Origin of the sequence: Dactylosporangium sp. CA-139066 (genome assembly GCF_050936175.1) — a bacterium.
Lineage (GTDB): Bacteria > Actinomycetota > Actinomycetes > Mycobacteriales > Micromonosporaceae > Dactylosporangium.
On the sequence record NZ_JBNJNH010000002.1, the window covers coordinates 659,343 to 686,034 of the forward strand.

The following is a 26,692-nucleotide window of genomic DNA, read 5'->3' on the forward strand; positions in this document are numbered from 1 at the left end:
CCCTCGATCCTAGGACGGGCGCAGTTGCAGTCCGCCGAGGCGGGCGCGCATCGACTCCAGGGCGGCGCGGACCGAGCGCGGCGTGAGGAACAGCGCCTCGGCGATCTCGCGCTCGTCGACGCCGCCCAGGTGCCGGTCGAGGATGCGGCGCTCGGTCGCCGAGAGGGTGGCGACGGGCTCCGGCGGGGCGGGCGGGGCGACGCCGCGGGCCGTCAGCGCGGCGACCGCGGAAGCGTAGAGGGCGTCCGCGCCGCCGGTTGCGGCCAGGTCGACGGCCTGGCGCAGGGCCGTGACCGCCTCGTCGCGGTCGGGGGTCGCGATGCCGAGGGCGAGCAGGGCGCGGGCGTGGTCGATGCGGGCGTTGCCGGCGTCGAGGCGGTCGGCGGCCTCGCGCAGGTCGGCCAGGCCGGGTTCGCCGCCGCGCAGCTCGCCGCGCAGGCGCAGGGCCCGGCCGATGGGGCGGGCGGCGCCCCACGCGCGGGCGAGCGCCACCTCCTCGTCGAGCAGCTCGAGGGCCTCGGCGGTGCGCGAGAGGCCCGCCAGCGCGGCCGCGCGGACGGAGCGCCACGGGCGCCAGGCCGGGTTGTCGATGGTGGACATGACCCGCAGTACCGCATCCTGGGCCGTCAGGGCCTCGCGGAAGCGGCCCTCGGCGGTGAGCAGGCGGGCCTCGGCCTCGCCGAACATGCGGGCGCCCTCGGTGATGCGGTGGTGCGGGCGGACCTGCTCCAGGAAGGTGCGGCAGGCGGCGAGGTCGCCCTGGTCGAGCAGGACCTCGAGCAGGAAGGACTCGCCGTAGCCGGAGGCAATGCCGCCCTCGCCCCAGGCGTGGGCCACCTCGTTGCCGGCGGCCAGGGCCTGGCGGGCCTCGCGCAGGTCGCCGCGGCGCCACTCGACGTAGCCGCGCCACAGGTTCATGCCCAGGGCCGTGAACATGTCGCCGCGGCGGGTGGCCTGGTGCAGGCCCGCGGTCCAGAGCGGGCCGGAGTCCTCGTCGCACAGGTCGAGGACCTGGCCGGCGATCACCCACAGCAGGCCGGTGTCGATGTTGAGCAGGTCGCCCTCGGCCACGCCGAAGCGGGCCAGGCGCACCGCCAGGCCGCGGTCGGTGGCGTCCATCGCGGCCTCCCAGGCCAGCGCGACGGACAGCATCCGCGCGCCGATGCCGGTGCCGGTGACCGCGGGCGGCGGCAGGGTGCGCCAGGCGGAGGGTTCGAGGTCGTGGAGGTACCCGCTGATCCGCTCCGTCGCCAGCAGCCCCTGGCGGTCGTCGTCCAGCCCGGCCGGCAGGGCCGCCGCGGCGTCGTGCGCGAAGCGGGTCGCGGAGCCGGGCTCGCCGACGAAGACGAGGATGCGCCCGAGCGTGAGGGCGAGATCCGCGCGTACCGCCGGATCGGTGCTCGCCTCGTAGGCCTGCCGCAGGTGGGTGATCGACGCCGCCGCGTCGCTGATCGCCTCGGCGTGGCCCAGCTCGAGCAGCACGCCCGGCAGCGCGGCGGCGTCGGGCGGCTCCTGCAGGGCGCGGGTCAGCGACGCCACGGCGGCCTCGGGCGCGGCGCGGTCGCGGGCCCGGCGGGCGGCGGCGCGCAGCACGTCCACCACCCAGGCGTCGCCGCGCGGCGGTACCTGCAGGAGCTGGGCCGCGATCTGCTCGGGGGCGGCGCCCGCGTCGGCCAGGACCCGGGCGGCGCGGCCGTGCTCGAGCTGGCGGCGGCCGGGCGCCAGGTCGCGGTAGACCGCGTCGGCGACCAGCGGGTGTACGAAGCTCAGCGGGTACTCGTCGCGCAGCACCTCGGCCCGCGCCAGCGCGGCGACGGCGGCGGCCGCCTCGGCCTCGTCGACGCCGGCCAGGACGGCGACGGTGGGCAGCGCGGCGCCGCTGCCGAGCACGGCGATCGCGGTCGCCACGGCGGTGCTGGCCGCCGAGAGCCGGGCCAGGCGCATGAGCACGAGGCTGGAGATCGCGCGGGAGCCGATCGCGGTGACGGTGCCGGCGTGCGCGGCGTCCGGCGGCACCTGCTCGGTCCGCAGCGCCTGCAGCAGCTGGCGCAGCAGCAGCGGGTTGCCCGACGTGGTGCGGTGGCAGGCGCGCACGAAGGCGTCCTCGGCGTGCGCGCCGAGGACCTGCCGCGCCAGGTCGGCCACGCCGGGCTCGGTGAGCGGGGCCGGGCGCAGGTGCGTGGTGATGGGATCGGCGGCGAGCTCGGCCAGGACGGCCTCGTCGTCGTGGGGCTCGCCGGTGCGCAGGGTCGCGATGACGAGCACGGGCAGCCCCTCGACCCGCCGGACGAGGTACGCCAGGAATCGCAGTGAGGCCGAGTCGCACCACTGCAGGTCGTCGACGGCGAGCACGATCGGCCCGGCCCTGGAGAGGTGGACCGTCAGCCAGTACAGCCCGTGCAGCACCGACTGCCCGCCGCCCTCCCCGGCCCCGTCGAGGTCGAACACGCTCGCGGCCGGGGCGGCCGGCCCGTCGAGGGCGCCCGGCGTGTCCCGCGCGGCGGTCTCGAACAGCTGCCGGATGGCGCCGAAGCCGTACTCCTTCTCCAGCCGGCTCCCCCGCGCCCCGAGCACCCGCGCGCCCCGCCCGGCCGCGGTACGGCGGGCCTCGGTGAGCAGCCGGGTCTTGCCGATGCCGGCCGGGCCCTCGACGAGCACGAGCCGCGCCTGCCCGCCCAGGGCCTCGGCGACGGCGGCGTTGAGTTCCTCCAGCTCCCGGTCGCGGTCGACCAGGTCGCTCGTCACCGCCTTCGTCAGCGGGGGCGACACCGCCATCGGCAGGGGCGGCGACAGCGCCGAGGACTGCGCCAGGACCTCGGACTCCAGGGAGCGCAGGGCCGGCCCGGGCTCGACGCCGAGCTCGTCGGACAGGACGCGCCGGGCGCGGCGCAGGGCGGCCAGCGCGTCGCCCTGCCGGTTGGCCCGGTACAGCGCCAGGACGAGCAGCCGCCACCGCTCCTCCCGCAGCGGCGCGGCCGCGACCAGCGTCTCCAGCTCGGGCACGAGCACGGCGGCCTCGCCGCGGGCCAGCCGGGCGGCCGCGAGCTGGTCGCGGGCGACCTCCCGCAGCTCGTTCAGGCGGGTCGCCTCGGCCTCCGCCCACGGCTCGGCGGCGTACTCCGCGTAGGCGGCGCCCCGCCACAGCGCCAGCGCCTCGCTGAGCCGGGCGACGGGGTCGGGCCCGGGGTCGCGGACCATCGCCTCGAAGCGCCAGGCGTCGACCGCGGTGGGCTCCAGGAGTACCGCATAACCGGCACCTCGGCTCGCGATCACCGCGCCTCGCGACCGGGCGCCGCGGTCCGGCTCCAATCGGCGGCGCAGGTGGGAGACGTACGACTGCAGGGCGGCAACGGCGGCCGGCGGCGGCTGGTCGCCCCACACGGCGTCGACCAGGCGGTCCACAGAGACGGTCTCCCCGCGGGCGAGCACGAGCAGCGCGAGGACGGCGCGCTGGCGCCGCCCGCCGAGATCGAGGGGCTCGTCGTCGCGGGTCGCGGTGAGGTCGCCGAGGACGTTGATGTACATGGCGCAAGTGAATGTAGGCATATGCGCGCAGCCAAACCGTCCCCTGTCGGTCCGATCCCCATCCACCGAACGGCCTGGCTGTCGGACTGTTCGCGGGGTCTCCACGCGCGGCGACGATCGCGCTCGGCGCCGGCGTCTACGACCTGGCCGCCCCCGGCACGGTCGCCGTCCGCTCGGGCCGCGGCAGCAACACCAACATCGGCGCGCTGCGAGTCCTTCAGCTCCTGACCACCCACCGCACAACGAACGGCCCCGCCCCCGGCGGGGCCGTTGCGCGCCCCCACGGCCCCCCGCCTCAGGACGTGGGCTGGGTTGCCTTCGGCGTCTGTGGGCGCCACGTCGTTGATTGCCGGGCTGTTTGGAACACGGCCTCGATTGCGGCCTCGTCGAGCGCGTCGGCGCGGGCTTGCAGCCACTTGCGGAGCCGCATGCGGTTGACGACGTGGACGTCATCGGGTGCCTGCTTGATGACGATGTCGTCGGCGCCCACGATGACGATCACCCCGGTGACGACTACCGGGCGTCCTGTCGCCGCAGTCAGGAGCTTGCTCGCCCGTTCGGCTTCGTGTCGGCTGTTGCGAACATAGGGCTGGCGTTGTCCGTTGACCATGACCGTGTTCCCGCCGACCCACACTTTCGCATCGGGATGGTGTTTGGCGTTCAGCGAGTAGACGCCGCCCGGCCCGATCACGAGATGGTCGATGTCGCTGCCGCGATCCCCGACCGGAATCGCGTGGATCGCCCGCCAACGGGAATCACGCTCGATCAGCACGGCAAGCTGTCGGGCGACCTTCTCTTCGCCGTCGGCGCCGATGCGCCAGGCCCGCTCGTCGGTATGCACCCCGAGGACGCGCGCGAGAAACGTCCTCACCGGCGCCGCTTGCCGCAGTGCGACCGCCTGCTCGCGAGCCTCGGCACCGGCACGGCGCAGCGCAAGGTCCTCCCAATCTTCGACGGCCGCCGCCGGCTCGTCGTCGACCGCCGGCGGGGCCTGCGGCGCAATCAACTCGGTGTCCGTTGACGTCGTCTCGACATCTGCGGCAGTGGGTTCGTGCGGCCGAATAGCGCTGAGCGGATCACCCGACGCCGGCTCGGCCGTGGGAGGCGCGTTTTCCTGCCAATGCGCGATTGCCGCCATCACGGCGTCCCGGTCAGCGGTTTCCTCCATGTGTATTTCGCCTGTTAGAAGGTCGTGCCAGCCCATTCTCACGCCGCCGGGCGTGGACACGTACAACCGGTCTTTGCCGTATTTGCGCCACCGCGTCACCGTCAGCTCTTCCACCGGAGAATGTTCTCGCTGGAATCCTGAACAACGAAGGTCCACGGCGACACACGAACCGAACCGACTGCCAGACACGGCCGAGCGGACAGTGTCGAACGTCCCCGGACCAAGGGATTCCGGCAACAGTCCGCCGGCGGTGCCGGGGTCAGCCGAGTTGGTCGGTGTGTTCGCAGCCGAGGAGCAGCGTCGAGCCCGCGACCGTGTCGACGGGGCGCTCGACGTCGTCCCAGGCGAGCATTTCGCCGGTACTCGGGTCGAAGATGAGCACGTGCTGGGCGGCTTTGTCGTCGAGGCTGATCGCGACGCCAGTGCGGCCGGCGCGGTCGGTGGTCTCGCCGCGCCAGACGACGCCCGGTGTGTTCGCGAGGATGCGCAGCACCTCGGCCCGCGTGGCGAGGGGCACCGCGTGGGCGCTGAACCAGTCGCGTACGTTCCAGAACAGGAACTGTTTGCCACCGGCGGCAAGCTTCTTGGCGACCTCGGCCGGGTCGGTCGGCAGGGGCACAATCGCCCGGTCCGGGTTGGGCGGCAGATCGTGGACGACGGCGGCCGGCGTGCCGGACGGCTGGACCGGGTGCTTCTGGTAGTACCGGTAGGACTCCTCGTTCGGGTACACCGCCGGCAGCAAGGTGCTACGGAACCGCTCGGAGCCGTCGTCGGCGCGCCACTCCCACCTCTCGCTGGGAACGATCCGCTGCGACTTGCCGTCGGGCGTGTCGTCGAAGACCGCGTTCCACCCGATGGTGTGGATGAACGTGTACCTGCCTGTGGTGGTATCGCAGCGGCTGGGCGTCAGTTGCGCGGCGAGGGCACGCAGCTGGTCGCCCGCGGCGGGCGGCCGCTTGTCGAACTCGAAGGCCACCGGCCGGACGACGGGCCCGAACCTCGGCGTCGGTGCGGCGGTCCGGGTGGGCGTCGGTGCGGCGGTCCCGGTGGGCATCGGTCCAGTGGCCTGGCCGGCCGTGTCCCCGGGCGGATGTCTACGGATCAGGCCGCCGGCCACCACGCCGGTCGCGACGAGCCCCACGGCGGCGACCCCGGCCGCGACCGGGACCAGGATGCGGCGGCGCCGGACGCCCGACGCTACGTCGATGTCGACGGTCGCCTCGGCGAGGGCGATGAGGTCGACGGCCCTCGCGCGCGGCGGAGGGATCGGCACGCCGCGGGCCGGGTCCGCCGGGCCGAGCAGTGCCTTGGTGCTGCTGGTGTCAAACATGGCGGCTCCCGTCTGCTGTCGTTTTCAGATGCTGCGGCGCCGGCACACGAGGGCCCGCCGCGGTTGGCGCACTGAGCGCCCGGCTCAGCCGTCCCCGCGCTCGGTGCAGCCGGACGGCCGCCGTGGCACGGCTGCAGCCCACAGCGGCAGCCGCCTCGGCGAGGGAGAGCCCCTCCCAGCCGACCAGGCGCAGCAGCTCCTGATCCGCGTCCGAAAGGGTGACCAGTGCCCGGCGAACGTCGGCCAGCCGGTCGGTCGCGCTGTGCTCGTCAGCCGCGACAAGCAGGCGCTCGTCGCCGATCGGCACGGGCGTGGCCTGCCGAGCGCGCCAGTGGTTCGCGAGCAGGCGGCGCGCCACGCCGTACAACCAAGGCAGCTGACGATCGGGCACCTCGACGCGGCGGCGCCACGCGACGACGAAGACCTCCTGCGCCACCTCGGCCGCCGCGTCCGCATCACCGATCCGGCGCAGCGCGTAACGAACAACCTGCGGGTAGTGGGCGGAGTACAGGGCAGTGAACCAGCCTTCGCCGCGCTCTCGCAGCACGGGCATGGGCTCTCCTGACTATCGACAACGGGTACACCGCTACTTGTGTCGACAGCCGGCGGATCATTACAGCCCCGGGCTGCTGACCGCCAGGCACACCGCGAACAGCCGGACAGACAATCGGGGACCTTGACCGCGTTGCCGCTGGTCAAGGTCCCCGTCGGTGGCCCCGGCGCGAATCGAACGCGCGACACCCGCTTTAGGAGAGCGGTGCTCTATCCCCTGAGCTACGAGGCCCTGTCCCGACGTCGAGTCTAGGGGAGAACAGGGGCGCGCCGAAATCGCGTATCCATGCAACCTCCCGGCGACCTGTCCGTCGACGAGGTGGACGCGCCCTTCAGTGCGCTTCCGGAACGGTGAAACCCGGATCGGCCACCGGCTCGGCGATCACCGGGGCGAACGGCCGTCGCGTCGCGATGCGGTGGACCTGCCGATGAGCGCCCGGGAGCGCGCCACCTTCACCGCCTCCGTCAAGGTCGCGAGGTCGTACGCCCCGTAGTGCCGGATGCCGTTGATGAAGAACGTGGGGGTACCGCCGACGCCGCTCAGGTCGGCGGACTCCACGTCCTGGGCCACGCGCCCCGCGTGCTCGTGGCGCATCAGGTCCTCGTGGAAGCGCTGCCGGTCCAGGCCGAGCCGCTCGGCGTAGTTCACGAGGTCCACGGGGCGCAGCGCGTCCTGGTGATCCAGCAGCAGGTCGTGCATGGGCCAGAACGCGCCCTGTGCGGCCGCCGCCTCGGCCGCCTCCGCCGCCAGCTGCGCCTGCGGGTGCACGTCGGTGAGGGGCAGGTGGCGCCAGACGTAGCGCAGGTCGGTGTCGGCGAGCAGCTCGCGGACGGCGGGCTCGGCCAGGCCGCAGTACGGGCACTGGAAGTCGCCGTACTCGACCACGGTCACCGTGGCCTCCGCGGCGCCGCGGACGTGGTCGGACGCCACGTCGACGGGCGGGATGAGGTCCACCAGGACGTCGGCGTCGCCGAGCAGCGCACGGGCGCGCTTGGGCTTCGGCAGCAGGGCTGTCACGCGGTACACCATCCAGGTCCCCAGCGACGCGAGCAGTGCGGCGGCGAGGACGCCGACCTTGGCCTCGGCCAGCGCGTCCCCGGTGAACGCCAGGCTCGCGATCAGCAGCGACACCGTGAACCCGATCCCGGCGATCGTGCCGCTGCCGAGCACCGCCGCCCACCCGACGCCGGGGCGCACCCGCCCGCCGGACAGCCGCGTGACCAGCCAGGACGTCGTGACGACGGCGACCGGCTTGCCGAGTACGTAGCCGGCCAGCACGCCGAGGGTGATCGGCGACGTGAACGCCCGGGTCAGGAACGCGCCGTCGATGGCGATGCCGGCGTTGGCCAGGCCGAACAGCGGGACCACGAGGTAGCTCGTCCACGGGTGCCACATCCGCTGGAGGCGGTCGTTGGGCGAGAGGGTGCGGGTGAGGCCGAGCGACGCCGAGCGGGCCAGATCCGCCGTGGGCTGCTCGCGGAACAGCTTGAACAGCCCGGTGGCGGCCTCCAGCGCGTTGCGGGCCGGGGTGTACGCCGTGGCGGTCAGGCCGATGGCGAGGCCGGCGACGACCGGGTCGACGCCGCTGCGCAGCAGGCAGTACCAGAGCAGGACGCAGAACGGGGCGTACGCCGGCCCGCCCTGCACCCCGAGCGCGCGCAGGCCCAGGATCAGGCCGAACACGACGACGGCGAGGACGAGCGGCATCGGCTGGATGTGCTCGGAGTACGCCACCGCGATGATCACCAGCGCGGCCAGGTCGTCGACGACGAACACGGTCAGCAGGAACACCCGCGCCTGCTCCGGCACGCCCCGGCCGACCAGCGCGAGCAGGCCGAGCGCGAGCGCGGTGTCGGTCGACATGGCCACGCCCCAGCCGTGCGCGCCCGCGCCGCCCGCGTTGAACGCGAGGTAGATGGCCACCGGCAGCGCCATGCCGGCGACGCCGGCGGCCATCGGCAGCACGAACCGGCGCCGGTCGCGCAGCTCTCCCAGGTCGTACTCGCGCCGCGCCTCCAGGCCGACGACCAGGAAGAACAGTGTCATGAGGCCGCTGTTGACCCAGGTGCGCAGGTCATAGGCGAGCTCCCAGCCGCCGGCCCGGAGCGCGAGCTCGGTGGTCCACAGCCGCTCGTACCCGGCCTCGTCGACGTTCGCCCAGACCAGCGCGGCGGCGATCGCGGCCACGAGGACCCCGGCGCTGCCCGCCTCGGTCCGGATGAAGGCTCGCAAGGGCGCGGTGACATCCCGCCGCCAGGTGGTGATGCCGTCGCTCACAGCGGGCCAGCCTATGCCGCACGGGCGCCGTTACGCTCGCACAGTGGGGATCCGGGTGCTCATCGCCGACGACCAGGAGATAGTCCGCGACGGCCTGCGCCGAATCCTCGCCGCGGCGCCGGACATCGAGGTCGTCGGTGAGGCCGCGGACGGCGTGGAGGCGCTGGAGCGGGTGCGCGACCTCGCGCCCGACGTCGCCCTCGTCGACATCCGCATGCCGCGCATGGACGGGCTCACCCTCACCCGTGAGCTCGCCGGCGGCCCCACCCGGGTGGTCGTCGTGACGACGTTCGACCTGGACGAGTACGTCTACGCGGCGCTGCGCAACGGCGCCGCCGGCTTCCTGCTCAAACGCTCCGGCCCGGCCCTGCTCACCGAGGCGGTCCGCGCCGCGGTCTCCGGCGAGAGCCTCATCAGCCCGGCGATCACCGTCAAGCTGCTGCGGCACCTCTCGAGCCCGCGCCCGCAGTCGCCGGAGCCGCTCACCGAGCGCGAGCTGGAGATCGCCGGCCACGTCGGCGCCGGGCGGACCAACGCGGAGATCGGCGCCGAGCTGTTCATCTCGGCCGGCACCGTCAAGACGCACGTGGCCGCCGTGCAGCGCAAGCTCGGCGTGCGCAACCGGGTCGGGATCGCGGTGTGGGCGTGGAACAACGGGATCGTCGCGGCGTGAGGGCGGCCTGGCTGCTGCTGCTCGCGGTGCCGGTGCTGTGCGCCCTGCCGTTCACGAAGGCGCCCGGCGTGCCGGTCAGCCTCGCCGCGATGCTCGCCGTCGCCGCCGCGATCCGCCCCGGCCTTCGGGCCCTGCCCCTCGCCGCGGCGCTCTTCTCGCTCGCGGTGACCGCCGCCTACACGGGGGCGCCGCAGCCGCCGGGCCTGTGGTTCACGTTCGAGTTCATTCCCCTGTTGGTACTGCTGGTGCTCACCCTGCGCCGCCACCCCGCCCCCGCCCTCACGGGCTCGCTCGTGGCCCTGGCGGCCACGGTCCTGCCGCTGCGCATCACCCTGCACGTGCCGCACAACCGGCTGAACGGCTCCGTGCTGCTGGTGGCGACCGCGTTCGCGTGCGTGGTCGCCGCGGCCGGCGTGGGCCTCTACCTGCGCTGGACGGACGCGCGGCGCGCCCGGGTGCTGGCCGACGCCCGGCGGGCGCAGCGGCTGGAGGTCGCCCGCGACCTGCACGACCTGGTCGCGCACGAGGTCACGGGGATCGTGGTGGAGGCGCAGGCCGCGCAGGTGGCGCCGGATCCGCGCTCATACGAGCGGATCGAGGCGGCCGGCCAGCGCGCCCTGACCGCGATGGACGACCTGGTGGCGGCCCTGCGCTCGACGGATGACGGGCCGCGCTCGTACGGCCTGGCCGACCTGCCGGGCGTGGTGGCGCGCTTCGGCGCTTCGGCGTCGCTGTCGGTCGAGCCCGGCGTCGAACTGTCGGCGGCGGCCGGCACGGCGGCCTACCACGTGGTGATCGAGTCGCTCACGAACGTGCGGCGGCACGCCGGCCCCTCGTCGCGCGTCTCGGTCCTGTTGACGACCGCCGGGGTGCTGATCATCACCAACACCGGATATAACCGAAATGTCGGATTTATCCCTCGCGGAGCGGGGGATAAATCCGGGCTCGCCGGGCTGGCCGAGCGCGTGCGGACGGCCGGGGGCACGTTCGAGGCCGGGCCGTTCGAGGGCGGGTGGCGGGTCGTCGCCGATCTCTCCCATTCGGCAGATGTGCGGCCCGGGCCCGGCCAGCAGCCTTAGGACATGCTCGAACTGCTCGACATCACGAAGGTCTACCAGGGACAGAAGCGGGCCGTCGACGGGCTGACGCTGCGGCTCGGGCCGGGGCTGGTCGGCCTGCTCGGGCCCAACGGGGCCGGGAAGTCCTCGCTGCTGCGCATCGCCGCCACCGTGACCCGGCCGACCAGCGGCCAGGTGCGCTTCGAGGGCGCCGACGCGGTGGCCCGGCCGGACCGGCTGCGCCGCGCGCTGGGGTACCTGCCGCAGGACTTCGGGGTGTACCCGAACCTGTCGGCGGTGGAGTTCCTGGCGTACCTGGCGGCGGCGCGCGGCCTGTCCGCCCGCTCCGCCAAGGCCCGCATCGGCGAGCTGCTGGAGCTGGTGAACCTCGCCTACGCCGCGCGCCGGCCGCTCGGCGGGTACTCCGGCGGCATGCTGCGCCGGGTCGGCATCGCCCAGGCGCTGCTCGGCGACCCGCGGGTCATCATCGTCGACGAGCCCACCGCCGGGCTCGACCCCGAGGAGCGGGTGCGCCTGCGCAACCTGCTCAGCGACCTGGCCGCCGAGCGGCTGGTCCTGCTGTCCACGCACATCGTCGGCGACGTGGAGTCGGTCGCCTCGCGCATCGCCGTGGTCAAGGGCGGCCGGGTCCGGCTCGACGGGCCGCCCGAGGAGCTGCTGCGCGGGGTCGCCGGGCACGTCTGGGAGGTCACCGCGCCGCCGGAGGCCGCGGCCGGGCTGCAGCAGCGGCTGCTCACCACCCGGGCCGTGCGCACCCCGGCCGGCGTGCGGCTGCGCGTGCTGGCGACGAGCCGGCCGCTGGCCGACGCGGTGCCGGTCGCGCCCGACCTGGAGGACGCGTACGTCGGGGCGGTGCACCGGTGACCGCGCTGTGGGGCATCACGCTGGCGGACTTCCGGGAACGGGTGCGGCGCCCGGCGTACCTGCTGATGCTGATCTCGGCCATCGGCCTGGGCCTGCTGGCGGTGCCGCCGACCGGCTCGCACTGGTCGGTGCTGGTCATCGGCGGATTCCGCGGCCGGTACACCAGCGGCTACGTCGGCCTGGTCACCGCGCTCACCGGCGCCCTGTGGCTGACCCTGGTCGGCTTCTACCTCGTGCGCGACGCGATCGCGCGGGACGAGCGCACCGGGGTCGGCCGGCTGCTGGCCGCGTCGCCGCTGCGCACGCCCGTGTACCTGGCCGGCAAGCTGCTGAGCAACACCCTGGTCCTCTCCTCGATGACCGTGGTCCTGGCCGCGACCGCGCTGGCGCTGCAGCTGCTGCGGGGCGAGTCGCGCACCGTCGACCCGGTCGCGCTCGGCCTGCCGTTCGTGCTCGTCGCCCTGCCGATGCTCGTGCTCACCGCCGCGCTCGCCGTCCTGTTCGAGGCCACCCCGCTACTGCGCGGCGGCCTGGGCAACGTGCTGTGGATCTTCGTGTGGATGATCGGCGCGATCGCCGGCGAGTCGCCGCACGCGCCGTTCGGCGGCATCGGCCTGCAGCCGGTCGACCTGCCGGCGGGCGCGTCGCGGGACGTGGGGCTCGGCCTGATGTACGTCGACGACCCCCTCCGCACCTTCAACCACCCCGGCCTGCGGCTGGACGCGGCGTTCCTCGGCGGCCGGTTCGCCCTTACCGCCATCGCGGTGGCGATCGCCCTCCTGCCGTCGCTGTGGTTCCACCGCTTCGACCGGCCCGCCCCCGCCGCCAAGGCGTCGGCGCTCGGCCCCGAGCCGCGCGCGGTGTACCGCGGCCTGCCCCCGACCGCGCCCCACCCCGGCCCGACGGCCCCGCGCCTGCTCGCCGGCGAGTTCCGCATCCTGGTGCAGGGCACCCCGCTGTGGTGGTGGCTCGGCGCGGGCGCGCTGGCCCTGGCGAGCCTGGCCGCGCCGCCCGGCCCGCTGCTGGCGATCGTGTGGGTCTGGCCGGTGCTGCTCTGGTCGCGCCTGGGCACCCAGCCCGCGGCGTCGGGCGCGTCCGCGATCCTCGCCGCGTACCCGTCACCGCGCCGCCGCCTGCTCGCCGAGTGGTCCGCGGGCGTGCTGCTGGCCGTCGCGACGGGCGCGGGCGCGGCGGCGCGGATGGCGTTCACCGGCGATGCCCGCGGCCTGGCCGCCTGGGCGGCCGGCGCCCTGTTCATCCCCGCGCTGGCGCTGGCCCTCGGCACGCTGACCGGCGCCCCGCGGGTGTTTCAGGCGGCGTACACCGTGCTGTGGTACCTCCTGATCAACGACACTCGAGCGCTCGACTTCATGGGCGCGCTCGGCCACGACGGCCACCCGCCGCTGTGGGCGGCGCTCGCCGCGACCGGGGTCGGCATCGCACTTACCCGCACCGCGTGGCGCGAGGCCCGCCGCTGAGCCGCGTTGTTTGTCAAGCGAGGGCGGCCGCGATCGCGCTGACCTGGGCGGGCGCTACGGCGTCCCAGAACCGGCCGTCGTGGCACCCGGTCGACAGCGAGACGACGGAGGGGTCGGGGAGCCGCTCGCGCAGCCGCCGCACCGCGGGCGCGAACGGGTCCGCGGCCCCGATCTCGATCCGCACCGGCAGCCCCGCGAACTCGCGCGCCCGCGCGGTGACGTCGTAGCGATCCCACTCGTCCGCCGAGTCGTACGCGCCGGGGTTGACCCGCTCGGCGTCGGCGTAGTCGCGGAAGATCGCCGGCGAGGAGGCCACGATGAGCCGGAAGCGGTCGCGGTACGTCAACCCGCACAACAAGGCCCCGTAGCCGCCCATCGACCATCCGGCGACCGCGACCCGGTCCACGTCGAGGTTCTGCCGGCCGAGGAACGGCAGGAAGTCGTCCACGAGCATCCCGAGCGGATCGTCCGTTGCGTGGGGGTGCCAGTACCCGCCTCCCCCGTCGGCCCCGGCGATCACGAACGGCGCCCCCGCGCCCACCAGCGCCGGATAGTTCCCGGTGCTCGCCGCCGCCGCCCCATTGGACCCGAACCCGTGCAGCGCCAGGCACACCGGCAGCCGCTCCCCGCGCTCGTGCCCGTGCGGGTACACCAGCGCGTAGTTCACATCCTGCCCGCGCCGCGCCGAATGGAAGGTCCCCGTGATGGCCGGCGGCGGCGGGACGCCGGTCCCGGCCGGGGCCTTGGCGTCGCAGCGCCCGAGCGCCTCGTCGAGCCGGCTCTTCCCGGGCAGCACTTCGTGTTCGACGAGCTCGAACGCTCCCCCGCCCGCCGCCCCGAGCACGGCGACCCCGCCCAGCCCAAGCAGCAGCCCCCGCCGGCTCAGCCTCATGCCCGCCCACGGTAGCGGTCGATGCGCTCCCGCGTGGCCCCTCGAACGGCCGGGGTTATAGCCGAGTCCAAGCGGCTGCCAATTCGGCGCCAACCGATGGTTAACAGGGTTCGGCCACTGTCAGGGCATGACTTCGCTGATTTCCACCCCGGCCGAGACCGAGCCGGAGACCATTGCCGAAGAAGAGCTTCCGCAGGCGGCGCCGCTCGTCGCCGACGTAAGGGCCGAGGAGGAAGAGCCCGGTGCCGTGTTCGGGGCCGTCGACGCCGCCGACGTCGTGGCCGCCGTGCGGTTCGCGGGCGAGCACGGGATGCCGGTCTCGCTCCGGCCGGCCGCGGGGGCCGTGCTCGTCACCATCGAGCGCATGGACGGCGTCGTCGTGGACGCCTCGGCTCGGCGGGCGCGCGTCGAGGGCGGGGCGCGCTGGGCGCACGTCATCGCGGCGGCCGCGCCGCACGGGCTCTTCCCCGTCTGCGCCGACTCGTCCGCCGCCGGCGTGGTCGCGCACATCCTCGGCCGGGGCGCCGGGCCGCTCGGGCGCCGGTACGGGTACGCCGCCGATCACGTCCGGGCCATCGACATCGTCACGAGCAACGGCGAGCTGCGGACCGTCGACGCCAGGCGCGAACCCGAGCTGTTCTGGGCCCTGCGCAGCGGCGGCGGGGCGAAGCTCGGGATCGTCACGGCGGTCGAGCTCGACCTGGCCGAGGGCGACGGGTTCTACGGCGGCGGCCTGTACTTCGAGGCCGAGCACGCGGGCGCCGTGCTGCGGGCCTACCGGGAGTGGTCGGCCGGGCTCCCCGAGTCGATGTGCACCTCGGTGGCGATGCTCCGGCTGCCCGACACCGGCGAGCTGCCCGACTCGCTGCGCGGGGCCTTCGTCACGCATGTGCGGGTGGCGTACGTCGGGACGCCCGACGACGGCGCCGAGCTGCTCGCGCCGATGCGCGCCGCCGCGCCGATGCTCGTCGACGACGTTTCCTGGCGGCCGTACACCGAGATCGACACCGTGCACCGCGACCCCGACGAGCCGGAGCCGGTGCGGGCGCGCGGCGTGCGGCTGGGTGAGCTGAGCGAGCGCACCGTCGAGCGGGTGCTGGACGCGGCCGGGCCGCAGGTGAACGTACCGCTGCCGATGGTTGAGATCCGGCACCTCGCCGGAACGACGTTCGCTCTTCACGTCGCCGGTCACGGCGCCCCCGGGCTCGCCCCGCTCGTCGACGCCGTCACCGAGCGCGTGCTGGACGTCGAAACGACTGATCAAGGCTTCGACGGCGAGCGCCTCGCGCGGGTCAAGCGCACCTACGACCCGGCCGGCCTGTTCGGCTAACGCAGTTGCACCCGAAAGGTACTTGGGCGCGCCGGGGTCGCGGACGATGTGGCCGGTATGGCTTCGGCGGTCGCATACCTGCGGCGTGACCTCCTGCGGGCGATGCGACTCGTGTTCGTGCTGGCGCTGGCGGCGGTCACGGCCGCCTCGCTGCTCCGGATCGGCGTGCTCGGGCTCCCGCCGCGCCTCGTCGGCACCGCGTTCGCGGTGGTCGTCGGGATGCTCGCGCTGCGGGGGTTCGAGCACGTCCGGAGCGCCCCGGTGCCGATCTGGGCCGACGCGCTCGAGCTGGCCGCGCTGCTGCCGGTCGTCGTCCAGGTCGCCGACATCGACGCGTTCGCCGGGCTGTTCTTCTGCCACATGCTGTGCCGCGCGTCGGTCACCGGCCTCAGGCGCCTGCTGCCGCTGGCCGCCGGCTACGCGGCCGTGTGGGTCTGCGCGGGCGCGATCGAGCCGGCGATCCCCGTGTACCCCGGCGCCCTGCTCTCCCTCGGCGTGATCGGGCTCCTGGTGTACTGCGTCCGCGTGCTCCTGCTGCGCCTGCGCGACCAGCACCGCTCACAGAGCGCCCTGCTGCAGGCCGTGCTGCGCCGCTTCCCGTTCCCGGTGCTCGTCACCGACCCGGCCGGCGGCGTGATGCTGGCCAACGCGGCCGCCCTCGACCTGCTCGGCTGGCCCTCGGAGCGGTTGGCGTCGCCGGCTTCGCTCCACCTCGTGACCCCCGCCGGCGCCCCGGTCGACCTGTGCACCCTGGCCCGCTCGGGCACGGCGGCCCAGGAGGTGCGCCTGACCCGCCCGGACGGCTCGACCAGCGACGTCCTCGTCGAGGCGGTGCCGATCGAGGAGGGCGGCGGCACCGTGTTCGCGCTGCTCGACGTCAGCGCCCAGCGCGTCTACGAGGAGTCGCTGCACCACGCGGCGTACCACGACGCGCTCACCGGCCTGCCGAACCGCGCGATGCTCTGGCAGCACCTGAACGCCGCCGCCGACCGCCCGTACGCGGTCCTGCTGGTCAACCTCGACGACTTCAAGGCCGTCAACGACACCCACGGCCACCAGGCGGGCGACGAACTGCTCACCGCCGTCGCCCACCGCCTGCGCGACGCCGCGCTGGCCGAGACCCGCACCGCCGAGCACCGCGCCGTCGTGGCCCGCCTCGGCGGCGACGAGTTCGCGGTGCTCCTGCCCGGCGCGGACGCGCACGCCGCCCAGCGCCTGGCCGCCGCGGTCCGGGCGGCGTTCGACCAGCCGTTCCCGACGAGCGCCGGCCGCCTGACCGCCCACGGCAGCGTCGGCGTGGCGGTCGCCGCGCCCGAGCAGTGCCCGGACGACGTGCTGGCCGACGCCGACACCGCGATGTACCGCGCCAAGCCCCGCCGCGAGCCGATCTCGGGCTAGCCCCCGGCCCGCCGGCCTAGATTCCGGCCAGGTCCAGGGTCAGGGTGGCGGCGCCGCTGGCCAGGATCAGGGCCGTGATCAGGTTGATGCGGCCGCGGGAGCCGGTCGTCTGGCGGGCCGCGCGCCAGTACAGGGCGGCGCCGACCACCACCAGCAGGGCCTCGATTGTGGCGGTCAGGGCGTGGTACTGCCACAGGCCGAACCCCAGCCGCGGCAGGTCGCCGGCGTTGCCCGGCAGCAGGGGCAGGTCGGTGCGGTGCACGACCAGGTCGAGCAGCCAGTGCGAGAAGACGACGGCGCCGACGGTCACCGCGCCGCGGCGGCCCCACCAGCGGGCGCACAGCAGGCCCGTCGCCGCCGCGATGACCAGGGCGCCGAGCAGGGAGTGCGTGTAGTCGGCGTAGATGATGCCGTTGCCGTAGCCGCCGTCGGTGCCGGGGACCGGGTCGATGTGCTCGATGCCGGCCACGTACAGCGGCGCGAAGATGACGTCGAGCCAGATCGTGGCGAGCATGAGTGCCCACAGCGGCACCGGGCGCTCGACGGACTTGGCGGCGGCCGCGAGGCCGAAGTGGCCGGTGATCATCGGTTGTCTCCCTTGCGCGGGGCGGGCCAGGGCAGCTTCGCGTCGAGTGCGCCGATCAGCGCGGCGAACAGGAGCGCGCCCACGAAGAACGCCATGATGGTGGTCCCAACTACTAAGTGAACTCAAGTTGCGTTAGGCTGAGCATGACAGAGCAACGGCGCTAAACGCAACTGGAGTTTCATTGACGTCGGAACCGGTGGGCAGCGTCCGGCCCGGGGGGCGCACCGCCCGCACGCGGGCCGCGGTGACCGAGGCCCTGCAGGCCGAGCTGCTCGAAGTCGGGTACGCGGGCACCACCATCGAGCGCATCGCCCAGCGGGCGGGAGTGGCGAAGACCACGGTGTACCGCCGGTGGGGGTCCCTGAGCCAGCTCGTCGTCGACGCCTTCGCCGAGACGGCGGGCGCCCTCATCCCGCCGCCGGACACGGGCTCGCTCGAAGGGGACCTGCGCGCGCTCGGCCGGGCCAGCATCGCGCTGCTGAGCACCCCCCGGCTGCGCCTGATCTTCGACGTCGTGGTCCGCGAGGCGATCCACGACCCGGCCAGCCGGGCCGCGCTCACCGAGTTCTTCGCGGCGCGGATCGAGCTCGGCAAGGCGATCGTCGAGCGGGCGGTCGAGCGCGGCGACGCGGCCCCCGGCACCGACGCCGCCGAGGTGATCCGGCTGGTCGGCGCCCCGTACTACGCCCGCGCCTACATCACCGGAGAGGAGCTCGACCCGGCGATCGCCGACCGCACCGCCGCGATGATCGCGCTCGCCGCGCGCCAGGGGCTGCTCATCTAGTTCGCGTCGCGGTAGAGCAACGCCGCCTGCACGCGGTTGGCGCAGTCGAGCTTGGCGAGCAGCCGGCTGACGTACGTCTTCACGCTCGGCTCGCTCATCCGCAGCCGCGCGCCGATGTCGGCGTTGGACAGGCCCTCGGCGACCAGCCGCAGCACGTCGGCCTCGCGCGGGCTCAGCGCGGCCAGCCGCCCGGCCGCGGCCCGCCGGCGCTCGGCCGCCGCCACGCCGCCGGCGCCGACCAGCCCGAGCACCTGCCGGGCGACCGGCGGCGAGAGGTACGCGTCGCCGGCGTGCGCCGCCCGGACGGCCCGCAGCAGCTCCTCCGGCGCGCACGACTTGAGCAGGAAGCCGGACGCGCCCTCGCGCAGCGCCCGCAGCACGTTCGGTTCGTCCCCGAACGACGTCAGCACCACGATCGCCACGCCCGGCCGCGCGGCCCGCACGGCGGCCATCGCGTCGAGGCCGCCCAGAACCGGCATCCGTACGTCCAGCAGCGCCACATCCGGCCCCGCCCGCCCGGCCGCCTCGACCGCCGCGGCCCCGTCGGCGACCACGGCGACCACCTCGAGGTCGGCCGCCGACTCGAGCACCGCCCGGATGCCGGCGGCGATGAGCGGCTCGTCGTCGGCGACGAGGACCCGGATCGGCGCCACGGTCAGGCCACGCCGACCATCATGCTCAGCGGCAGGAACCCGAACATGAGCCCGGCCACCACCACGCCCAGCAGCGCCGGGCGCCGGTGCGCGGGCGCGACCGGCAGCACGGCCCAGAGCCGGAACTCGCCGAGCTCGCACCCGTACCCGACGAGGCCGCCGACGGCCTCCGCCCGCTCGGCCAGGCCGAGGAGCCCGCGCCCGGGCGGCCCCGCCACCGACGGGACGGGATTGACCACCGACAGCAGCAGCGCGTCGTCCTCCCACTCGGCCCGCACGGTCAGCGGCGCCCCCGGCGCGTGCTTGACGCCGTTGGTCAGGCCCTCCTGCACCACCCGGTACGCGACCGGGCCCGCCTCGTCGGGCAGCTCCCGCGCCGCACCGCGGGCCTCGAGCCGCACGTCGACGCCCGCGCCGCGCGCCTTCGCGATGAGCTCGTCCACCGCCGCGAGCCCGGGCCGCGGCCCGCGCAGCCCGCCAACCACCTCCTGCAGCTCGCCGGCGGCACCGCGGGCCGCCTCGGCCAGTCGCCGTACCGCCGCGTGCTGTTCGGCCGGCAGCCCGGCCACCTCCAGCGCCGCCGCCTGCACGGACACGAGGCTGAGCCGGTGGCCGAGGGCGTCGTGCATGTCGCGGGCGATGCGCAGCCGCTCCTGCGCGGCGAGGGCGGCGCGGAGCCGTTCCTGCTGCGCGACGTACCGCCCGGAAAGCGCCGGCAGCACCCCGAACGCCACCGCGGCGACCACGAGCGGCCCCGCCGCGCCCGGCCGCCGCGCGATCTCGGCCGCGAGCGCCCCCGCCCCGGCCACCGCCATCACAACCCCGGATGCGGTACCGCGGGAAGCCTTCCCCGCCTGATAGGCCGACCACGGCAGCACCGCGACGACCCCGCCGACGACGACCGCCGGCCCGAGCGCGGCGACGAACGCGGCGACCGGGCTGCGGTAGCGCAGCCAGACGACCGCGGCCACCACGAGCGCCCACACCGGCAGGAGCCAGGCGTGCGGCTCGCCCGGATGCGCGTACGTCAGCAGGACGCAGTCGACGCCCACGATGCCCGCGGCGGCGAAGTATCGGCGCATGCCCGCAGGATAAACGCCCCGGCCGAGCGACGAACGTCGCCGGAGCGCCGCAACTTTCGGCGACTGCGCCGCCCCCGCCCGCGCGCCTAGCGTCCCCGGCGTGATCGTCGTTGAGCAGCTCACCAAGCGCTACGGGCGCACGGTCGCGGTCGACGCCCTGTCGTTCGCCGTGCGCCCCGGCCACGTGACGGGCTTTCTCGGCCCGAACGGGGCCGGGAAGTCCACGACCATGCGCATGATCCTCGGCCTGGACCTCCCCTCGGCGGGTCGCGCCCTGGTCGACGGCCGCCCGTACGCCGCGCTGCGCCGCCCCCTACGCGAGGTCGGCGCCCTGCTGGAGGGCCGCTGCGCGCACCCGGGCCGGCGGGTCGTGGACCATCTGCGGTACCTGGCCCGCAGCAACGACGTCCCCGCCGCCCGCGTCGCCGAGGTCCTCGCGCTGGTCGGCCTGCCCGAGGCGGCCCGCCGCCGGGCCGGCGGCCTCTCCCTCGGCATGGCCCAGCGCCTCGGCATCGCCGCCGCGCTGCTCGGCGACCCGCCGGTCCTGCTGCTCGACGAGCCGGTCAACGGCCTGGACCCGGAGGGCGTGCACTGGCTGCGCTCGCTGCTGCGCCGGTACGCGTCCGAGGGCCGCACGGTCCTGGTGTCCAGCCACCTGATGGCCGAGACCGCCCTGGTCGCCGACCGCCTGGTCGTCATCAACCGCGGCCGCCTGGTCGCCGACGCCACGGTCGCGGATTTCGTGGCCGGCGCGCCGAGCCTGGAGGACGCATTCCTGAAGGCGGTGTCCCGATGAGCGCCTTCGCCGCCGAGTGGATCAAGCTCCGCACGCTGCGCGCGACCCGCTGGCCGCTGGCCCTGACCGCGCTGGCGGCGGCGGCCATGGCGTACCTGGTCGGCCTGTCGTTCGCCCACGCCGACCCGGCGACGATGCGCTTCGACGCGACGTTCGCGAACTACTACAGCCTGTCGTTCGCGCAGCTCGCCCTGGTGGTGTTCGCGGTCACGGCGGTGGCCGGCGAGTACGGCTCCGGCACCATCCGCGCCTCACTGGCCGCGGTACCGCGCCGCAGCACGTTCTACCTGGCGAAGCTTGCGGCCCTGACCCTGTGCGCGGCGACGGTCGCCCTGCTGAGCGTCGCCGCGTCGTTCACCGCCGCCCAGGCCGGCCTGGCCCCCCGCCTGCGCACCCCGCTCGCGCTGGAGACGGCGGCGGGCGCGTGGCTGTACCTGGTGCTGATCGCCTTGTTCGCGGCGGGCGTGGCGCAGGCGCTGCGCAGCACGGCGCTGTCGCTCGGGATCCTGCTGCCGCTGTTCTTCCTGGGCTCGCAGGGCCTGGGCAACATCCCCGGCGTGTGGCACGCCACGCAGTTCCTGCCGGACCAGGCAGGCGTGACGATCCTGCACTTCTTCGGCGACCCGGCGTCCCCGGACTACAACCGCGCCTTCGGCCCGCGGGGCGGCCTGGCCATCCTTGCGGCGTGGTCCGCCGCAGCCCTGGTCACCGGCTGGCTGACCCTGCGCCACCGCGACGCCTAGCGCTGGCTTTTCACGACAAGTCGGGCGCTGGCGCGCCACGACTTGTCGGATTTATACCCCGGCAGGCGATAAATCCGGCACCGGCCGATTGGTGCGCTGAGCTGCCGCCGGGCGGCATGCCGGCGGGCCGACGCTGCGGGTCGGACCACGGACCGCACGAGCGACAGAACGCGGCGCGGACCACGGACCATGCCGCGGCGCGGACCACGGACCATGCGACAGAACGCGGCGCGGACCACGGACCATGCGACAGAACGCGGCGCCGCGGAGGCAGTGGCCGACCGGCCAAACCGCTGCCGCGAGCCAGTCCCGCGCCCCACGCGACGGGACCGCGCCCCACGCGATGGGATGGCGCGCCGCGCAAGGAGACCGCGCGCCACGCGATGGGACCGCCATGCGAGGAGACCGCGCGCCGGCACCGCGTCACCACGCGGTCGACGACCGGCCGCGGGACGAAGACGTACCACTGGACGAACTCGAGCGCGTCGCTCGCCACCAGAGCGCGCCGCTGCGGTTTTGAGGGGGTCCGGGTGGAGCGCAGCTCCCCCGGCGCGAGCGAAGCGAGCAGGGACACAGCGAAGCGAGCTAAAACACAGCGCAGCGCAGTTTTACGTTCAACTTAGATCTCTCGATGGAGCTTGAGAGAGCGCTCTCCGGACCGTACGGTCGGCCGCATGCCGACCACGCCGTACCGGGTGCCGAAGCGACGCCGCACGTTGCTCGCGCTCGTTGCCGTGCCCGTCGCGGGGGCCGTGGCGACGACCGTCATCGTCAGCACCACCGCCGGGGCCGAGCAGATCGACACCGCCGGCATGGTCCAGGCCGAGGCCTGGAGCGCCCAGTCCGGCGCGCGGGTCGAGAACACGACCGACGCCGGTGGAGGCAAGAACGTCGGGTGGCTCGCCGACGGGGACTGGATGCGGTACGACAACATCGACCTCGGCGGCAGCGGCTCCCTCAGCGCCGGCGTCCGGGTCGCCGCGGCCAGCCGCGCGGGCGGGACGATCGAGCTGCGGGCCGGCGCGAAGGACGGCGAGCTGCTGGCCAGCTACGCGGTCGGGTACACCGGCGGCTGGCAGACCTGGACGACGAAGACGGTGCTGAGCGGCTCCAAGCTGACCGGCAAGCAGACGATCTTCCTGCTGCTCAAGAGCCCGCAGACCGGCGACTTCATCAACGTCAACTGGATGCAGTTCAAGCGCACGCCGACCGCCACCGTGCCGGGTTCGCCCAGCGCCGGGGCGCCCGGGCCGACCGCGAGCGCCACGCCGCCGCAGAACGCCGGGTGGCCGGCCGTCGACCCGGCCAAGCAGCAGGCCGACACCGCGGCGTTCTTCGCGCGCCGGCCGGCGCCGATCACGAACAACCCGGTGAAGGTGCCCGAGTTCCACGCCACCTGCACGGTCAGCCACCACGCGCCGGACGACCCGATCGTGTTCCCGGGGCTCGCCGGGGCCTCGCACGACCACACGTTCCTCGGCAACCGGTCGACGAACGCGGCCTCGACGGCCGAGTCGCTGTTCGCCGCCGGCACGACCTGCACGCCGGCGCAGGACCACTCGGCGTACTGGATCCCGACGCTGTACCAGAACGGCAAGGTCGTGGATCCGAAAGAGGTGACCGTGTACTACGGCTCGCGCCTCAAGGACCCGAGCAGGACCCAGCCGTTCCCCTTCGGGCTGCGCATGATCACCGGGGACGCCAAGAACCAGAGCGACACCCCGGACCACCAGGGCAACCACTTCTGGTGCGCGGGCATCGGCGGCGAGGTCGGGCGAACCGCGGACGGGCAGTACCCGATCTGCGCGAAGACGGCTCAACTGGTCCGGCAGATCACGTTCCCCGACTGCTGGGACGGCGTACATTTGGACAGCCCCGACCACAAGGCGCACATGACCAACGGCGACCACACCGGGGCCTGCCCGTCCACTCACCCCGTCCCCATTCCGTCGGTCTCGTTCGTGATCGCGTACGCACTGAACACCGACACGAACGGCATCACGCTCTCGTCCGGCAACGGTTTCTCGATGCACGCGGACTTCTTTAACGCATGGGAGCCGGACGCGCTTGCCCAGCGCGTGCGCGACTGCCTCGACCAGGGCTACAAATGCAATGCCCAGGGCACCTTCTAGGACGTTTTCTGGATCAATTCCAAGGACCGCCGGTTCCGCCCGACCGGCGTCGGAAAGGCCACCCGCCGCCACGGGTGGCCTTTCCAATATTCCGTTCCTTCGGCGAATGCTCCTTTTTGTGGACAGTTGTTGGAGGGTTCGCCAGGGCCTTTCCCGCTAGCCGCAAGGCCATACCACCCGCCCCTGTGTCAGGCTGCTTGGTATGACGATCCGCTGCGTCATCGTCGACGATTCCGAACGCTTCCGGGCCAGCGCCCGGCGGCTGCTCACCGACCAGGGGATCGCGGTGGTGGCGACCGCGGCGGACATCCGCCAGGCGCTGCACGCGGTGGAACAGGAGCAGCCGGATGTCGTACTCGTGGATGTCGGCCTGGGCGCCGAGAACGGCTTCGACCTCGCCGCCCGCATCCGGCACAGCCCGGTGATCATGACCTCCAGCCTCGCCCCGGAGGACCTGACCGACATGCTGGAGGAGAGCCCGGCCATCGGCTTCCTGCCGAAGGAGCAGCTGTCGGGCGACGCGATCACCGGCCTGCTGCGCGCGATGTCAGGAGCCTGTTGAGGACGACGCCGCCTCGAGGAAGGTGAGCACGGCCAGCACGCGCCGGTGGGTCTCGTCGGTCTCCGGCAGGTCGAGCTTCGTCAGGATCGAGCGCACGTGCTTCTCGATCGTTCCCTCAGTCACCCACAGCGCCTTGGCCACGCCGGCGTTGGAGCGCCCCTCGGCCATGAGCGCCAGGACCTCGCGCTCGCGCGGGCTGAGCACGTCGAGCGGGTCCTTGCGCCGGTGCGCGGCGACGAGCTCCTGCACCACGGCGGGGTCCACGACCGTGCCGCCGTCGTTGATGCGGTGCAGCGTCTCGATGAACTCCTCGACGTCGGTCACCCGGCTCTTGAGCAGGTAGCCGATCCGCTCGCCGCTGGCCAGCAGCTCGATCGCGTGCTCGACCTCGACGAAGGCCGACAGCACCAGGATCGCCACCCGCGGGAAGCGCAGCCGGATCTCCCGGGCGGCCGCCAGCCCCTCGGTCGTATGCGTAGGCGGCATGCGGATGTCGACGACCGCCATGTCCGGCGCCGCCTTCTCGACCAGCTCCAGCAGGTGAGTGCCGTCGTCAGCGAGTCCGGTGACGTCGAAGCCATGCCGGTCGAGCAAGCTCGCCAGCCCTTCGCGCAGCAGGACGTCGTCGTCGGCGATCACGACCGAACGACGGAGCGCCCCGCCCCCCTCGAATGCCATCAAATCCAACATATCCCCGCGAGTCCGGGTAGACACCCACCATGAACGGGGGGTTGACGGTCCGCCTGGCGGTGATCAGCGCCGTCTTCACGCTGATGATCACCGCCGCGTTCGCCGTGACCCTCTACTCCGTACACCAGCTGAACTCATCCGTCACCGAGGTGACCCGCGCGGAGCAGTCCGTGTCGGCGTCCAACGCGCTGGAGCGCCTGGTCCTCGACGTCGAGGCCGGCCGCCGCGGTTATGCCCTCACCCACGACCGGGAGCTGCTGAAGCCGTGGGTCAGCGCGCAGCAGCAGATTCCCCTGCGCCAGCAGGAGCTCGCCTCCTCGGTGTCCGGCAGCCCGGCCCAGGCGGCCAGGGTGACGCGGCTCAACAACGACGTCACCGCCTACCTGGACAACTACGCCGACCCGGCCATCGCCGACGACCAGTCGGGCGAGCCGGACAACATCGACCCGCAGTCCATCATGGATGGCCAGAAGCACATCGCGGCGCTGCGGACCGAGTTCGACGACTTCATGAGCAACCAGTCGACGATCGTGGCCACGGCCCACACGGAGGCGGAGAAGGCCGGCCGGCGCTCGGCGATGGCGGCGGTCGCCGGGTTCGCCGTCGCGCTGATCGCCGTCGCGCTGCTCACCCGGTCGCTCGCCGTCATGGTGGTGCGCCCCCTGCGCCGGATGGTGGCCGCCGCCGACCGCGTGGCCGGCGGCGACCTCTCCGTGCGCGTCGCGACCGACGCCCCCGTCGAGGTCGGCGCGCTGCAGCGCACCTTCAACGCGATGGTCACCGCGCTCGACAAGGGCCGGGTGATGCTCGGCAATGTGGCGGCCGAACAGGCGGCGCTGCGCCGGGTGGCCACGGTGGCGGCCCGCGGCCGGCCGCCGGATGAGGTGTTCGCGGCGGTGACGGAGGAGGCCGGCAAGCTGTTCGGGGCCGACGCCGCGGTACTGCTGCGATTTGAGCTGGACGGCAACGCCACGGTGGTGGCGAGCTGGAGCAACGACCCCGGGCACCGGGTGGCGCTCGGCCCGGTGAAGCTCGCCGACGGCGGGATCGCCGGGCGCGTGCTGCGCTCCGGGCGGCCGATCCGGATGTCCGGGCCACGCAGCGCGGACTTCCTGCAGCAGGAGTTCGGTGACTCCGCCATCCGCTCGGCGATCGGCGCCCCCGTGCTCGTGGCCGGACGGACCTGGGGCGCGCTGAAGGCGCTGTCGACCTGCGCCCGGCCGCTGGAGGAGCACGACGCGGAGCGGGCCGCCGAGTTCACCGAGCTGGTCGCGAGCGCGATCGCCAACTCGCAGGCCCGCGCCGACCTCACGGCGTCGCGCGCCCGCGTGGTCGCGGCGACCGATGAGAGCCGGCGCCGGATCGAGCGCGACCTGCACGACGGCACCCAGCAGCGGCTCATCGCCATCCTGCTGGGCCTGCGGGCCGCGGAGACGGAGATCGACGGCGCCTCCCAGGAGCGGCTGCACACGATCGGCAGCGACCTGTCGGAGGCCATCGACGAGCTACGCGAGCTCGCCCGGGGCATCCACCCCTCGATCCTGTCCGAGGGCGGCCTCGGGCCGGCCATCAAGTCGCTGGCCCGGCGCGCGCCGATGCCCGTGGAGCTGCACCTGGACCTACCCGGCCGGATCGGACCCAACATCGAGATCGGCGTGTACTACGTCGTGGCGGAGGCCCTCACCAACGCGGTCCGCCACGCCAACGCCACGGTGGTCACGATCCGCGCCGAGTGCCACGAGGACCACCTGCACCTGTCCATCGACGACGACGGCGTGGGCGGCGCTGACCCGGGCGCCGGCACCGGCCTGACCGGGCTCGGCGACCGGGTCGCCGCGCTCGGCGGCACCATGCAGATCGCCAGCCGGCCCGGCAACGGCACCCGGCTGAGCATTACGGTCCCGCTCACGCCCCCGCCCCCGCTTCGCTCCGGCGACGGGGCGAGCCAGATCTGAGCCCCGGCCGGGACCGCTCGCGACCGCCTCCAAATGGGTGACGCCAGTTGAGTCGGGCATGGCGGCCAGCCGGAAGAGGCGGGTCCGGAAACCAGCAGGCCCAGAGGCCCGCTGGCGCCGCTGCGGCCGCATGCCGCCCGGA

General features: G+C 74.1%; 22 protein-coding genes and 1 tRNA gene. 12 read left to right on the forward strand and 11 right to left on the reverse strand.

Annotated elements, in window-relative coordinates; all coding sequences use genetic code 11:
* Positions 1–9: 9 nt before the first annotated feature.
* The 6 genes from ACQEVU_RS47725 to nhaA form a co-directional block, all read right to left on the reverse strand.
* Positions 10–3,525 (reverse strand): BTAD domain-containing putative transcriptional regulator, encoded by a 3,516-nt coding sequence (locus tag ACQEVU_RS47725; RefSeq protein WP_433336575.1) that lies wholly within the window; start codon positions 3,523–3,525, stop codon positions 10–12.
* A 295-nt stretch (positions 3,526–3,820) separates the two neighbouring features.
* On the reverse strand, positions 3,821–4,807 hold the full coding sequence (locus ACQEVU_RS47730; RefSeq protein ID WP_433336577.1) for a nuclease-related domain-containing protein: 987 nt from the start codon (positions 4,805–4,807) through the stop codon (positions 3,821–3,823).
* 145 nt (positions 4,808–4,952) lie between these two features.
* Positions 4,953–6,023, reverse strand: a complete 1,071-nt coding sequence (locus ACQEVU_RS47735; RefSeq protein WP_433336579.1) for a hypothetical protein — start codon at positions 6,021–6,023, stop codon at positions 4,953–4,955.
* Positions 6,016–6,576 carry an RNA polymerase sigma factor gene (locus ACQEVU_RS47740; protein WP_433336581.1) on the reverse strand — a complete coding sequence of 187 codons (561 nt, stop codon included), beginning with the start codon at positions 6,574–6,576 and terminating at the stop codon, positions 6,016–6,018. Before ACQEVU_RS47740 ends, ACQEVU_RS47735 begins: the two co-directional genes overlap by 8 nt.
* A 158-nt stretch (positions 6,577–6,734) precedes the next feature.
* Positions 6,735–6,807 (reverse strand) — tRNA-Arg (locus tag ACQEVU_RS47745).
* 150 nt (positions 6,808–6,957) lie between these two features.
* A complete protein-coding gene (gene nhaA / locus ACQEVU_RS47750) occupies positions 6,958–8,853 on the reverse strand; it encodes a Na+/H+ antiporter NhaA (protein WP_433336583.1) in 1,896 nt (631 codons plus the stop codon).
* A 13-nt stretch (positions 8,854–8,866) separates the two neighbouring features.
* Here nhaA and ACQEVU_RS47755 point away from each other — a divergent pair, with 13 nt between their 5' ends.
* Genes ACQEVU_RS47755 through ACQEVU_RS47770 form a run of 4 tightly spaced genes read left to right on the forward strand, consistent with a single transcriptional unit; the run spans position 8,867 to position 12,947 of the window.
* Complete coding sequence (locus ACQEVU_RS47755; RefSeq protein ID WP_433336585.1) at positions 8,867–9,526, forward strand: response regulator; 660 nt, start codon at positions 8,867–8,869, stop codon at positions 9,524–9,526.
* Complete coding sequence (locus tag ACQEVU_RS47760; RefSeq protein WP_433336587.1) at positions 9,523–10,605, forward strand: sensor histidine kinase; 1,083 nt, start codon at positions 9,523–9,525, stop codon at positions 10,603–10,605. The genes ACQEVU_RS47755 and ACQEVU_RS47760 overlap by 4 nt, the downstream gene beginning before the upstream one ends.
* Positions 10,606–10,608: 3 nt before the next feature.
* Positions 10,609–11,469 (forward strand): ATP-binding cassette domain-containing protein, encoded by an 861-nt coding sequence (locus ACQEVU_RS47765; protein ID WP_433336589.1) that lies wholly within the window; start codon positions 10,609–10,611, stop codon positions 11,467–11,469.
* The gene (locus ACQEVU_RS47770) at positions 11,466–12,947 is read left to right on the forward strand and encodes a hypothetical protein (protein ID WP_433336591.1); all 1,482 of its coding nucleotides are present in this window, start codon (positions 11,466–11,468) and stop codon (positions 12,945–12,947) included. The genes ACQEVU_RS47765 and ACQEVU_RS47770 overlap by 4 nt, the downstream gene beginning before the upstream one ends.
* Positions 12,948–12,960: 13 nt before the next feature.
* Here ACQEVU_RS47770 and ACQEVU_RS47775 read toward each other — a convergent pair whose 3' ends face one another.
* Positions 12,961–13,839: an alpha/beta hydrolase gene (locus ACQEVU_RS47775; protein WP_433336593.1), complete on the reverse strand. Its 879-nt coding sequence runs from the start codon at positions 13,837–13,839 to the stop codon at positions 12,961–12,963.
* Between the two features lie 127 nt (positions 13,840–13,966).
* Here ACQEVU_RS47775 and ACQEVU_RS47780 point away from each other — a divergent pair, with 127 nt between their 5' ends.
* The gene (locus ACQEVU_RS47780) at positions 13,967–15,169 is read left to right on the forward strand and encodes an FAD-binding oxidoreductase (protein ID WP_433336595.1); all 1,203 of its coding nucleotides are present in this window, start codon (positions 13,967–13,969) and stop codon (positions 15,167–15,169) included.
* 57 nt (positions 15,170–15,226) lie between these two features.
* Complete coding sequence (locus ACQEVU_RS47785) at positions 15,227–16,567, forward strand: diguanylate cyclase domain-containing protein (protein WP_433336597.1); 1,341 nt, start codon at positions 15,227–15,229, stop codon at positions 16,565–16,567.
* A 16-nt stretch (positions 16,568–16,583) separates the two neighbouring features.
* Here ACQEVU_RS47785 and ACQEVU_RS47790 read toward each other — a convergent pair whose 3' ends face one another.
* Positions 16,584–17,153, reverse strand: a complete 570-nt coding sequence (locus tag ACQEVU_RS47790; protein ID WP_433336599.1) for a permease — start codon at positions 17,151–17,153, stop codon at positions 16,584–16,586.
* A 181-nt stretch (positions 17,154–17,334) separates the two neighbouring features.
* Between ACQEVU_RS47790 and ACQEVU_RS47795 the strand changes: the two genes are divergently transcribed.
* Positions 17,335–17,937: a TetR/AcrR family transcriptional regulator gene (locus tag ACQEVU_RS47795; protein ID WP_433336601.1), complete on the forward strand. Its 603-nt coding sequence runs from the start codon at positions 17,335–17,337 to the stop codon at positions 17,935–17,937.
* On the opposite strand, the gene ACQEVU_RS47800 is transcribed toward ACQEVU_RS47795, so the two are convergent.
* Together ACQEVU_RS47800 and ACQEVU_RS47805 are read right to left on the reverse strand one after the other, a co-directional pair.
* A complete protein-coding gene (locus ACQEVU_RS47800; RefSeq protein WP_433336603.1) occupies positions 17,934–18,590 on the reverse strand; it encodes a response regulator in 657 nt (218 codons plus the stop codon). The genes ACQEVU_RS47795 and ACQEVU_RS47800 overlap by 4 nt on opposite strands.
* Positions 18,591–18,592: 2 nt before the next feature.
* Positions 18,593–19,672, reverse strand: coding sequence for a sensor histidine kinase (locus tag ACQEVU_RS47805; RefSeq protein ID WP_433336605.1), 1,080 nt, complete (start codon positions 19,670–19,672; stop codon positions 18,593–18,595).
* Between the two features lie 100 nt (positions 19,673–19,772).
* On the opposite strand from ACQEVU_RS47805, the gene ACQEVU_RS47810 reads away from it, so the two are divergent.
* The 4 genes from ACQEVU_RS47810 to ACQEVU_RS47825 all read left to right on the forward strand — a co-directional run bounded on the left by ACQEVU_RS47810 (position 19,773) and on the right by ACQEVU_RS47825 (position 23,905).
* Positions 19,773–20,468 (forward strand): ABC transporter ATP-binding protein, encoded by a 696-nt coding sequence (locus tag ACQEVU_RS47810; RefSeq protein WP_433336607.1) that lies wholly within the window; start codon positions 19,773–19,775, stop codon positions 20,466–20,468.
* The gene (locus tag ACQEVU_RS47815; protein WP_433336609.1) at positions 20,465–21,211 is read left to right on the forward strand and encodes an ABC transporter permease; all 747 of its coding nucleotides are present in this window, start codon (positions 20,465–20,467) and stop codon (positions 21,209–21,211) included. The genes ACQEVU_RS47810 and ACQEVU_RS47815 overlap by 4 nt, the downstream gene beginning before the upstream one ends.
* Before the next feature lie 674 nt (positions 21,212–21,885).
* Complete coding sequence (locus ACQEVU_RS47820) at positions 21,886–23,343, forward strand: DUF1996 domain-containing protein (RefSeq protein ID WP_433336611.1); 1,458 nt, start codon at positions 21,886–21,888, stop codon at positions 23,341–23,343.
* Between the two features lie 202 nt (positions 23,344–23,545).
* The gene (locus ACQEVU_RS47825) at positions 23,546–23,905 is read left to right on the forward strand and encodes a response regulator (protein WP_433336613.1); all 360 of its coding nucleotides are present in this window, start codon (positions 23,546–23,548) and stop codon (positions 23,903–23,905) included.
* Here the strand turns inward: ACQEVU_RS47825 and ACQEVU_RS47830 are convergent.
* Positions 23,891–24,583: a response regulator transcription factor gene (locus ACQEVU_RS47830; RefSeq protein ID WP_433336615.1), complete on the reverse strand. Its 693-nt coding sequence runs from the start codon at positions 24,581–24,583 to the stop codon at positions 23,891–23,893. The genes ACQEVU_RS47825 and ACQEVU_RS47830 overlap by 15 nt on opposite strands.
* A gap of 41 nt (positions 24,584–24,624) precedes the next feature.
* On the opposite strand from ACQEVU_RS47830, the gene ACQEVU_RS47835 reads away from it, so the two are divergent.
* Positions 24,625–26,550, forward strand: coding sequence for a CHASE3 domain-containing protein (locus ACQEVU_RS47835; RefSeq protein ID WP_433336617.1), 1,926 nt, complete (start codon positions 24,625–24,627; stop codon positions 26,548–26,550).
* Positions 26,551–26,692 lie beyond the last annotated feature (142 nt).